Origin of the sequence: Cryobacterium frigoriphilum (assembly GCF_004403305.1) — a bacterium.
Taxonomy (GTDB): Bacteria; Actinomycetota; Actinomycetes; order Actinomycetales; family Microbacteriaceae; genus Cryobacterium; species Cryobacterium frigoriphilum.
Window position 1 is genome coordinate 1 of the sequence record NZ_SOHE01000069.1, and the last position, 11,184, is coordinate 11,184.

10 protein-coding genes and 1 rRNA gene are annotated in these 11,184 nt (G+C 67.7%); 10 read left to right on the forward strand and 1 reads right to left on the reverse strand.

All coding sequences use genetic code 11. The features are described from left to right. Window positions 1–284: 284 nt before the first annotated feature. A 5S ribosomal RNA gene (gene rrf / locus E3T55_RS15880) occupies window positions 285–401 on the forward strand. A gap of 158 nt (window positions 402–559) precedes the next feature. Here the strand turns inward: rrf and E3T55_RS15885 are convergent. After that, window positions 560–1,615 carry a hypothetical protein gene (locus E3T55_RS15885; protein WP_134520537.1) on the reverse strand — a complete coding sequence of 352 codons (1,056 nt, stop codon included), beginning with the start codon at window positions 1,613–1,615 and terminating at the stop codon, window positions 560–562. Here E3T55_RS15885 and E3T55_RS15890 point away from each other — a divergent pair. From E3T55_RS15890 to xerD, 9 genes are all read left to right on the forward strand, one after another. Then, complete coding sequence (locus E3T55_RS15890; protein WP_174775481.1) at window positions 1,562–2,482, forward strand: tetratricopeptide repeat protein; 921 nt, start codon at window positions 1,562–1,564, stop codon at window positions 2,480–2,482. The two genes, E3T55_RS15885 and E3T55_RS15890, sit on opposite strands and share 54 nt — an antisense overlap. Then, window positions 2,457–3,494: an HAD-IIA family hydrolase gene (locus tag E3T55_RS15895; protein WP_134520538.1), complete on the forward strand. Its 1,038-nt coding sequence runs from the start codon at window positions 2,457–2,459 to the stop codon at window positions 3,492–3,494. The genes E3T55_RS15890 and E3T55_RS15895 overlap by 26 nt, the downstream gene beginning before the upstream one ends. 612 nt (window positions 3,495–4,106) lie before the next feature. Next, window positions 4,107–4,286: a hypothetical protein gene (locus E3T55_RS15900; protein ID WP_134520539.1), complete on the forward strand. Its 180-nt coding sequence runs from the start codon at window positions 4,107–4,109 to the stop codon at window positions 4,284–4,286. Further along, complete coding sequence (locus E3T55_RS15905) at window positions 4,283–5,086, forward strand: TlyA family RNA methyltransferase (protein ID WP_134520540.1); 804 nt, start codon at window positions 4,283–4,285, stop codon at window positions 5,084–5,086. Before E3T55_RS15900 ends, E3T55_RS15905 begins: the two co-directional genes overlap by 4 nt. Next, complete coding sequence (locus tag E3T55_RS15910) at window positions 5,083–6,024, forward strand: NAD kinase (RefSeq protein WP_241993100.1); 942 nt, start codon at window positions 5,083–5,085, stop codon at window positions 6,022–6,024. Before E3T55_RS15905 ends, E3T55_RS15910 begins: the two co-directional genes overlap by 4 nt. 9 nt (window positions 6,025–6,033) lie before the next feature. Continuing rightward, a complete protein-coding gene (gene recN, locus E3T55_RS15915) occupies window positions 6,034–7,806 on the forward strand; it encodes a DNA repair protein RecN (protein WP_134520541.1) in 1,773 nt (590 codons plus the stop codon). Next, window positions 7,787–9,523 (forward strand): CTP synthase, encoded by a 1,737-nt coding sequence (locus E3T55_RS15920; RefSeq protein ID WP_134520542.1) that lies wholly within the window; start codon window positions 7,787–7,789, stop codon window positions 9,521–9,523. Before recN ends, E3T55_RS15920 begins: the two co-directional genes overlap by 20 nt. Continuing rightward, window positions 9,516–10,223 carry an NUDIX domain-containing protein gene (locus E3T55_RS15925; protein ID WP_134520543.1) on the forward strand — a complete coding sequence of 236 codons (708 nt, stop codon included), beginning with the start codon at window positions 9,516–9,518 and terminating at the stop codon, window positions 10,221–10,223. Before E3T55_RS15920 ends, E3T55_RS15925 begins: the two co-directional genes overlap by 8 nt. A gap of 3 nt (window positions 10,224–10,226) precedes the next feature. Then, window positions 10,227–11,144, forward strand: coding sequence for a site-specific tyrosine recombinase XerD (gene xerD, locus E3T55_RS15930; protein ID WP_134520544.1), 918 nt, complete (start codon window positions 10,227–10,229; stop codon window positions 11,142–11,144). Window positions 11,145–11,184: the final 40 nt, after the last annotated feature.

An 11,184-nucleotide genomic window follows, 5' to 3' on the forward strand; every position in this document is an offset into this window, starting at 1 on the left:
GCGCCGATGGTACTGCAGGGGGGACCCTGTGGGAGAGTAGGACACCGCCGGACTTAACTTGAGAAACAACATGAAAGGCCACCCCACGGGGTGGCCTTTCTTGGTTTAACTACCTGTTCAAACCAGAGTGAGAGGGGTTGTGTGGGAACCCACGGCTCGCCCCCACAGACCAGCCAGGGCACAGCGATCGGTCACGTTGGCCCTGAACGCCCCGTATACTGGTGGAACAAGAGAATGTTGGAACAGCTTGACGATCATCTCTAGGTTGATCTGTCACACGATGTTTCGGCGGCTATAGCAAGAGGGAAACGCCCGGTCACATTCCGAACCCGGAAGCTAAGACTCTTTGCGCCGATGGTACTGCAGGGGGGACCCTGTGGGAGAGTAGGACACCGCCGGACTCCACTTAGTAAGAAGCGCGAACAGTAGAGCCACTCCTGAGGGGTGGCTCTACTGCGTTAACGACCAGATGCCGGCAGCGGCGAATGTTCGATTGGAAGTAGGCTGGGTAGGTCCGTCTACGACTAGCGGACTAATTACAGGAGATACAGTGAGCCCTTCACGACCGCCCGCCGATGACGCACGCAACAACGGCAGAGACGACCGACGCTCCGGCGGTAACCAGAGCGGACGCCCCCAGGGCGCGCGCGACGGTGCCACCGGCGCTCCCCGCTCCGGCGGTTATGAAGGCCGCTCGCAGCGCCCTCGCCAGGATGGCGACCGGGCTCCGTATCGCGGAAACAACGACCGCCCGCAGCAGGGCGAACGTCCTCCCTATAGAGGCAACAACGAGCGTCCCAGCGGCGGTGGCGACCGCGCCCCGTACCGCGGCAACAATGATCGTCCCCAGCAGCGCGACGGTGAGCGTCCTCCGTACCGTGGTAATTCTGACCGCCCGTCCTCGGCTGGCGAGCGTCCCCCCTATCGCGGCAACAATGATCGTCCGCAGCAGCGCGATGGCGAGCGTCCCCCCTACCGCGGCAACAATGATCGTCCGCAGCAGCGCGATGGCGAGCGTCCCCCGTACCGTGGGAACTCCGACCGTCCGTCCTCGGGTGGCGAGCGTCCCCCCTACCGTGGTAACTCCGATCGTCCCCAGCAGCGCGACGGTGAGCGTCCCCCGTACCGTGGTAACTCTGATCGTCCCCAGCAGCGCGATGGTGAGCGTCCCCCCTACCGTGGCAACTCTGACCGTCCTTCCTCGGGTGGTGAGCGTCCGCCCTACCGTGGCAACTCTGATCGTCCGCAGCAGCGCGATGGTGAGCGCCCCGCGTACCGCGGAAACTCCGACCGCCCGAGCAGCGGTGGGGAGCGCCCGCCGTACCGGGGCAATTCCGACCGACCCGCGGCATCCGCTGACCGCAAGCCGTGGGCCAAGGATGGCGCGCGCCCCGAGCGCAGCAATGATCGACCCCGTTCCGACAGTGGCGACAAGCCCTGGACCCAGCGTGGCGGCAACCCGAACCGCGCCGGAGCGCCGCGCGACGCCGGTAAGAAGCTGTGGACCCGTGACGGCGCCCCGGCCCGTAACGACCGCGATGCCCGTGTCGTCGAAGAGGAGATGACCGAAGAGCAGCGCATGCAGCGCGAGCTGCGTTCGGTGCGTCCGCGCCACGATGACCCGGAATTGCCCGATGACATCTCGGCCAACGACCTCGACCGGATCGCCCGCAACGAGCTCAAGACCCTGACCAAAGAGAACGCCGAGACCGTGGGCCGCCACCTGGCCATGGCCGCGCGCGTCATCGACAGCAACCCTCAGCTGGCGCACCAGCACGTGATGAGCGCCGCGCGCCGCGCCGGCCGCATCGGAGTCGTGCGTGAGAGCCTGGCGATCACCGCCTACGCGACCGGCGATTTCGCCCTTGCTCTGCGCGAGCTGCGCACCTACCGTCGCATCTCCGGATCCAACGACCAGCTCGCGCTCATGGTCGACAGCGAACGCGGCGTCGGACGCCCCGACCGTGCCCTCGAGCTCGGTCGTTCCGTCGACCGCAGCACGCTGCCGGCCGGCGTGCAGGTATCGCTCGCGATCGCCATGTCCGGCGCGCGTCTTGACCTCGGTGAGGCCGAGGCTGCACTGACCGAGCTGGAGATTCCGCAGCTCGACCCGAGCAAGGCCTTCACCTACAGCGCCGAACTGTTCGCCGCCTACGCCGAGGTACTCAGCGAGCTCGGACGCGACGACGAAGCCGAAAACTGGCTGCAGCGCGCCGCCCGTGCCAACTCGGCCATTGACCCCGACAGCGACGGCGACGAAACCGTTGAGATCCTCGAGATCGACGAGGACGAAGACGACGACGTGGCCTACGGCGCGAGCGACGCCGGCGATGACGATGACGATGATGACGAGGTAGCGGATGCCGCACTCGTCGCCCACGCGGAGTCCGAAGCGGAGGCCACAGACGAAGACTCGACTGAAGACTCGACTGAAGCCGAGACCGACACCACGCCCGATGCTGACGCTGCGCCGAAAGCGTAAGGTGACGACCCCTCTCGACGGCATTGATGTGCTGCTCGCTGATCTCGATGGGGTCGTCTATGCCGGCCCCGCCGCGATTCCGGGTGCCGTCGAGAGCCTGAACCGCGCCGCCGAAACGTTGCGCGTGGGCTACATCACCAACAATGCATCGCGCACCGATCGCTCCGTGGCCGAGCACCTCGAGTCCTTGGGGCTCACGGTGCAGCCGACGGATGTCGTGACCTCCCCCCAGGCGGCCGTGCGGCTTCTCGCCGCCGCGGCCCCCGCCGGGTCGCGCGTGCTCGTGGTCGGCGGCGATGGACTCGTCGACGAGATCGAGAAGGCCGGGTTCGTCGTGACGCGATCGGCCGAGGACCACCCGACCGCCGTCGTGCAGGGTTTCTCGCCCGACGTCGGCTGGGTGCACCTCGCCGAGGCATCCTTCGCTCTCAACGCCTCCGCCAGCGACGACACCCCCGGCATCCCGTGGATTGCCACCAATACCGACTGGACCATTCCGGTGGCCCGGGGGATCGCGCCCGGCAACGGCACGCTCGTGTCGGCCGTGCACACGGCGGTTGGCCGCCTGCCGCAGGTAGCCGGTAAGCCCGAGATCCCGATCTTCACGGAGGCAGTGACGCGTTTCGGCGCTCAGGCTCCGCTGTTCATCGGTGATCGCCTCGACACGGACATTCTCGGGGCGAACCGGGCCGGTATTCCCGCCGTGCTCGTGCTGACCGGCATCGACCGGGCCAAGCAGGCCCTCGCGGCCGATGCATCGTCGCGCCCAGCGTTTCTGCTCGAGAACCTGAGCCAGTTGCACGAGCCCTACCCGGCGACGACCTTCTCGAAGGACGGCGCAACGGCCACCGTGATGGGCGCGAGCGTGCGCATCCGTGGCAACGATGTCGAGATCGTGTCCGAGGGTGACGGCGGCATCAATCTGCTGCGTGCGGCGTGCGCGATCATCTGGTCGAGTGGACGCCCGATCTATGGCCTGAACGTGCCCGAGCGGTTGTACGTAGCGCACTAGCCATCCGCTGGTTGAGCCTGCGCGCGAAGCGCGCTGGTCGAAACCTGGCGCGCAGACCCACGGTCCGAGGGTCGGCGCGCCTGGTTTCGATACGCTCGTTCCTCGCTACTCAACCAGCGGATGGGAAAATCCGCTGGTCGAAACTGGGCGAGCTGACCTACAGTCCGAGGGTCGGCCTGCGGGGTTTCGATACGCTCGTTCCTCGCTACTCAACCAGCGGATGGGAAATCCGCTGGTCGAAACCTGGCGAGCTGACCTACGGTCCGAGGGTCGGCCTGCGGGGTTTCGATACGCTCGTTCCTCGCTACTCAACCAGCGGATGGGAAATTCGCTGGTTGAGCCTGCGCGCGAAGCGCGCTGGTCGAAACTGGGCGAGCTGACCTACGGTCCGAGGGTCGGCCTGCGGGGGTTCGATACGCTCGTTCCTCGCCACTCAACCAGCGGATGGGAAAATCCGCTGGTCGAAACCTGGCGCGCCGACCTACGGTCCGAGGGTCGGCCTGCGGGGGTTCGATACGCTCGTTCCTCGCCACTCAACCAGCGGATGGGAATCCGAAAGCTGCCCGCGGCGGCAACCAGCGGGAGTGGTGCCGGGCGCGATAACCTAGACAGGTGATTTCCGAACATTCTGACCACGATGCGCTGGCCGCGCGTCTCGCCGCCATCGATTCCGAACCGCTCGAAGATCGGGCCGCCGGGTTCGCTCTGCTGCACGAAGAACTCCGCGAGCGGCTTTCGTCCGGCGAGAGCACGACGAACGCACGTGCATCCGCGGGCGCGGTGCGGGCATGAACGCAGATGATCTGCGGCTCGACGCCGCCCTGACGGAGCGCGGCCTGGTTCGCTCCCGCACGGTCGCCGCCCGACTCATCGCCGACGGTCTCGTCACGGTCGACGGCAAACCCGTCGTGAAGGCCAGCACCCGGGTCAGCGACTCAGCAGTGCTCGAGGTTGCCGCCACCGACCACTACGTGAGCCGCGGTGCCCACAAACTCATCGCCGCACTCGACGCCTTCGCGCTGCCGATCGCCGGCCGCACGGTGCTCGACGCCGGCGCCTCCACCGGCGGTTTCAGCCAGGTGCTGCTCGAACGTGACGCCGCCCAGGTCATCGCGATCGACGTGGGCCACGGCCAACTTGCCCCGAGCCTGATGGAGGAACCCCGGCTGAAACTCGTCGAGGGATTCAACATCCGCTATGCGACCCCGGAAACGGTCGCCGGGGCATCCGGTGTCACCGAACGTCCCGACCTGATCGTGGGCGATCTCTCCTTCATCTCGCTCACGACCGTGCTGCCGGCCCTCGCCGCGACCGCGGTGCCGGGCGCCGACTTCGTACTGCTGATCAAACCGCAGTTCGAGGTGGGCAAGGGCGGCATCCGCGAGGGCGTCGTGCACAACGCCGGCCTGCGCTCCGACGCGATCGCCGGCGTGCTGTGGGCGGCCTGGGACTTAGGGCTCGGCACCAACGGCCTCGTCGCCTCGCCGATCGCGGGCGCTGCCGGCAACCGCGAATACCTCTGCTGGCTCAGCACCGCCGGCACCAACCCCACCGAGTGGATGAAACGAATCGAAGTGCTGGTGGGCGCGTGACAGTGCCCGCCGCCGAGCAGGGAGGGCGCCCGCGCTATATTCTGGTCGTCGCCCACACCGGCCGCGCGGATTCTCTCGTGGCCGCCGCGACCGTCGCCGAACAGCTCATGGCGAGCGGCGCCGTACCCGTTTTCACGACCGATGAACGCGCCGACCTGCTCGCCGCATCGCCGCAGCTGAACGGAAGCCTCGCCATTCTGGGCGACACCGTGCAGCCGAACGACCTCGAACTGGTCGTCGTGCTCGGCGGCGACGGCACCATTTTGCGTGCCGCAGAAATGGTGCGCGGATGCTCCGCGCCCCTTCTCGGCATCAACCTCGGCCACGTCGGATTTCTGGCCGAAAGTGAACGTGACGACCTGGGTGAGGCCGTGCGGCGTGCCCTGCTGCGTGACTACGCCGTGGAGGAGCGTCTGGCGCTCAGCGTGCGTGTCAAGGTCGGCACCGAGGTCATCTACGAAACGTGGGCCCTCAACGAGGTCACCGTCGAGAAAGCCAGCCGGGAACGCATGATCGAGGTGGTCATCGAGGTCGACGGGCTGCCGCTGAGTTCGTTCGGCTGTGACGGTGTTGTGCTGTCCACGCCGACCGGATCCACCGCCTACTCCTTCTCGGCCGGCGGCCCGATTGTCTGGCCCGGCGTCGAGGCCCTGCTGCTGGTGCCGCTGAGTGCCCACGCGCTGTTCGCGCGGCCGCTCGTGGTCGGTCCCGACTCGTCACTCGCGGTCGAAGTGCTCGGCCGTACCGGGGCATCCGCTGTTTTATGCGCCGACGGGCGTCGTACGCACGCCCTGCCGGCGAACGCCAGGGTGGTGGTGAAACGGTCCACGATTCCGGTTCGTCTGGCACGCCTGCACACCGGACCGTTCACCAACCGTCTGGTTAACAAGTTCAATCTGCCCGTCACCGGATGGCGCGGCCCCGACGACCATGGGTAGGAGCACCACATGATCGAGGAACTCTCCATTCGCGACCTCGGCGTGATTGCCGAGGCGACACTGCCGCTCGGCCCCGGTTTCACCGCCGTGACCGGTGAGACCGGCGCCGGAAAGACCATGGTGGTCACCGCGCTCGGCCTGCTGCTCGGCGCCCGCGCTGACGCCGGTACCGTGCGGCAGGGCCAGGCCCAGAGCTGGGTCGAGGGCCGCTGGGTCGTCGAACCCGACGGTGTCGTCGCCGAGCGGGTGCGCGACGCTGGGGGAGACCTCGACGGCCCCGAACTGATCCTTGGCCGCTCGGTGAGCGCCGAGGGGCGTTCGCGCGCCGTCGTCGGCGGGCGGGGAGCCCCCGCGAGCGTGCTCGGCGACCTCGGCAGTGCACTCGTCGTGGTGCACGGGCAATCAGATCAGGTTCGGCTGCGCACCGCTGTCGCGCAACGCGATGCCCTTGACCGGTTCGCCGGGCCCAAGCTCGCGGCCGCAGCCGGGCAGTACAGTCATGCCTTTCAGCGCTGGCAGGCCAACCAGCTCGAGTACGACCGGCTCGTTGCCGAACGCGAACTGCGCGCCCGCGAGGCCGACGAGTTGCGCGCGGCGATCGCCGAAATCGAAGCCGTCGCCCCGCAACCCGGCGAAGAAAGCGAACTCACCGGACGTGCCGAACGCCTCGGCAACCTGGAAGAGTTGCGGGTCGGCGCCGAATCCGCCCGACAACTGATCAGCGCCGAGGACAACCCCGACGACGTGCCCGACGTCGTTGCGCTGCTCGAGAGCGCCCGTCGCACGCTCGAACGGGTCGCCGAGCACGATGCCGAGCTCGCCCCGCTCGCCGAAGGCCTCGCCAACACCGGGTTTCTGGTCGCCGATATCGCCGCGCAGCTCTCGAGCTACCTCGCCGGCCTCGACGCCGACGGTGCCCGTGAGCTCGAAATAGTGCAGGAACGCCGCGCCGGCCTCACGGCCCTGGCCCGCAAATACGTCGGCGGCATCGACGAAGCACTCGAGTATCTCGACACCGGCAGCGCCCGCCTGCTCGAACTCGATGGCGATTCCGAACGCATCGACGAGCTTCGCGGCGAAGCGGATGTCGACCACGCCCTGGTCGACAAGCTCGCGACCGCGCTCACCGCCCTGCGCACGAAGGCCGCCGCGAAGCTCGGCAGCGCCGTCACGGCGGAGCTCGCAGCACTGGCGATGCCCGACGCGTCGCTCGTGGTCACGGTCGAGAGCAAGCCCGAGTACACCCTCAACGGCCGCGATCTCGTGACGATCCTGTTGCAGCCGCACGCCGGAGCCAGCCCCCGACCCCTCGGGCGCGGAGCCTCCGGCGGCGAGCTGAGCCGGGTGATGCTCGCGATCGAGGTCGTCATCAACGCAACCGACCCGGTACCCACCTTCGTCTTCGACGAGGTCGATGCCGGAATCGGCGGCGCGGCCGCGATCGAAATCGGTCGCCGGCTGGCCCGACTCGCCGAAACCGCGCAGGTGATCGTCGTGACCCACCTCGCGCAGGTCGCCGCCTTCGCCACCAACCACCTCAGCGTCGTGAAAGACAGCGACGGTTCCGTCACCGCCAGCAGCGTGCAACAGCTCACCGGCGACGCGCGTGCGGCCGAAATGGCTCGCCTGCTGTCGGGGCTGCCCGACTCGCAGAGCGGGCTTGAGCACGCCCGGGAACTGCTCGCCCTCGCGGGCACCGCCGCATCCGTTTCGGCGGTATCCGCAGCAGCAGGTGCTACGATCGAACCCCGTGGTGGAAAATATGAACGCGGACTCTTTTGATCTTCAATCAGGCGCTGCGGCGTCGACGAATCAGGCCGACAGCGCCGAACAGGTCACTGTCAAGCAGATCTTCGTCACCGGTGGTGTCGTCTCCTCGCTCGGTAAGGGCCTGACGGCCGCGAGCCTCGGCAACCTGCTCACGGCCCGCGGCCTGCGCGTCGTGATGCAGAAGCTCGACCCGTACCTGAACGTCGACCCGGGAACGATGAACCCGTTCCAGCACGGCGAGGTCTTCGTGACCGACGACGGCGCCGAGACCGACCTCGACATCGGACACTACGAGCGTTTTCTCGACATCAACCTTGGGCAGAGCGCCAACGTCACCACCGGCCAGATCTATTCCGAGGTCATCGCCAGGGAACGTCGCGGCGAGTACCTCGGCGACACCGTGCAGGTCATCCCGCACATCACGGACGAGATCAAGCGACGCATGCGCCTGCAGGCCAGCGACGACCTGCGCCCCGACGTGATCATCACCGAGATCGGCGGCACCGTCGGCGACATCGAGTCGCAGCCCTTCATCGAGGCTGCTCGCCAGGTTCGCCACGAACTCGGCCGCAACAACGTGTTCTTCGTACACGTCTCTCTTGTCCCGTTTCTCGGCGCGGCCGGCGAGCAGAAGACCAAGCCCACCCAGCACTCCGTCGCCACCTTGCGCTCGATCGGCATTCAGCCCGATGCCCTCGTGCTTCGCAGCGACCGTCCGGTCTCCGAGTCGAACAAGCGCAAGATCGCGCTCATGTGCGACGTCGACGAGGCCGCCGTCGTCAACGCGATCGACGTGCCGTCCATCTACCAGATCCCAACGATGCTGCACGATCAGGGCCTTGACTTGTACATCATCAAGGCGCTCGGGCTCACCGCCTCGAGCGTTGACTGGTCGGGCTGGGAGAACCTGCTCGAGGCCGTGAATCACCCCAAGCACGAGGTCACCATCGGCCTCGTCGGCAAGTACATCGACCTGCCCGACGCGTACCTCTCGGTCACCGAGGCCCTGCGGGCCGGCGGTTTCGCGAACCAGACCCGCGTCAAGGTGCAGTGGATCGGCTCCGACGATTGCGAGACCCCCGAGGGCGCAGCCAAGCTGCTGAGCGAACTCGACGGCATCTGCGTGCCCGGCGGTTTCGGCATCCGCGGCATCGAAGGCAAGCTTGGCGCCCTCACCTTCGCCCGTGAGAACGGCATTCCCGTGCTCGGGCTGTGCCTCGGGCTGCAGTGCATGGTCATCGAGTATGCCCGCAACAAGGCCAACTTGCCGCTCGCCAGCTCGTCGGAGTTCGACCCCGACACCGAGACCCCCGTCATCGCGACGATGGAAGAGCAGGTAGAGATCATCGCCGGTGGTGACCTGGGCGGCACCATGCGACTCGGCCTGTACCCGGCCGATCTTGCCGAGGGATCGATCGTGGCCGAACTCTACGGCGCTCCGGTCGCGTCAGAGCGTCACCGTCACCGCTACGAGGTCAACAACGCCTACCGCGACCAGATCGCTCTCGCCGGCTTGTCTTTCTCGGGCGTCTCACCCGACCGCAAGCTCGTCGAGTACGTCGAGCTGCCCCGCGACGTGCACCCGTTCTACGTCGGCACCCAGTCCCACCCAGAGCTGCGGTCGCGCCCGAACCATGCGCATCCGCTGTTTCGTGGCCTGATCGCCGCCGCCCTCGACCGCCAGCAGGCCAGCCGCCTGTTCGAGGTCAAGGAAGACGTGGATGCCTGACGCGGCCACCGTTGCTGACGCTCTGCTGCCGTCGACCCCGACCGCCCCGGGCGCTGTCGCACGGCCGCTCGCCGACCAGCGCGTCGACGTACCGATCTCCCAGACCAGCATGGTCTTTGAGGGCTACATCTGGGCGGTACGCCAGGAGAACTTCGAGTACAACGGATCGTCGATCACCCGCGAATACATCGACCACCCCGGCGCGGTCGCCGTGCTCGCCCTCGACGACCAGGACCGTGTGCTGCTGATCAACCAGTACCGTCACCCCGTGCAGATGCGCGAGTGGGAACTGCCCGCCGGGCTGCTCGACATCGCCGGTGAAAACGCGCTCGTCGGCGCGAAGCGCGAGCTGGCCGAAGAGGCCGACGTGCAGGCCACCGACTGGAACGTGCTCACCGAGTTCTACACCTCACCCGGCGGCAGCAACGAATGCCTGCGGGTGTACCTGGCCCGTGGCGTCTCGGCGGCGACGGACGTTTTCGAACGCACCGAAGAGGAGGCCGACATCGAGATTCGTTGGGTACCCCTCGACGAGGTCGTCGACGCGGTCCTGGCCCGTCGGCTGCAGAATCCGGGCCTGATCGTTGGCGTGCTCGCCGCCCAGGTCGCCCGGTCGCGGGGTTGGGCCTCGCTCGCGCCGGCGGATGCGCCGTGGCCGCGGCATCCGCGGGGTCGTCACCTGCCCGACGCAGAGGCTTAGACCGTGCTGATCGAGGCGGCCGTGGACTCGTTTCTGCGGCACGTCTCGATCGAGCGTGGCCTGGCCAGCAACACCATCGCCGCCTACCGGCGTGATCTCACGATCTACACGGGGTGGCTGGACGCGTCGGCGGTGACCGATCTGACAGCGGTGACAAGCGCCGAGATCTCGGAATTCGTGCGGTTTCTCGGCACCCGCGATCAGTCGCCGCTGACCGCGGCGTCGATTGCACGTGTGCTCTCGACCGTGCGCGGTTTTCACCGTTTTCTGCTCGACGAACAGATCGTGGCGGTCGATGTCGCCCACGACACCCGACCGCCGAAACTGGGGCTGCGCCTGCCGAAGGCGATCTCGATTGACCAGGTTGCCGCGCTGCTCGCCGCGACCGACGGCGACGAGGTGCAGCAACTGCGAGACAAGGCTCTGCTCGAACTGCTCTACGCGACCGGCGCCCGCGTCTCGGAGGTCGTCGACCTGAACGTCGACGACGTGCTCGAGGAGGTGCTCGAGCAATCCATGGTGCGCCTGACCGGCAAGGGCAACAAGCAGCGACTCGTGCCCGTCGGCAGCTACGCCCGCACGGCACTGCGCGCGTACCTCGTGCGCGCGCGGCCGGTCTTCTCGGCGCGCGGCAGCGCGACGCCCGCCCTGTTTCTCGGCGCGCGCGGACACCGCGTCAGCCGCCAGAACGCCTGGCTGATCATTCGCGCGGCGGCCGAACGCGCCGACCTCGGCGTGCCGGTGTCACCGCACACGCTGCGACACTCCTTCGCGACGCACCTGCTCGCCGGCGGCGCCGACGTGCGCGTCGTGCAGGAACTGCTCGGACATTCCTCGGTCGCCACGACGCAGATCTACACCCAGGTCACCGTCGACACCCTGCGCGATATGTACACCACGGCTCACCCGCGCGCCCGCTGACCCGGGACGTGGGCACCGGATGTCGCCGCGTCGGCGGTTC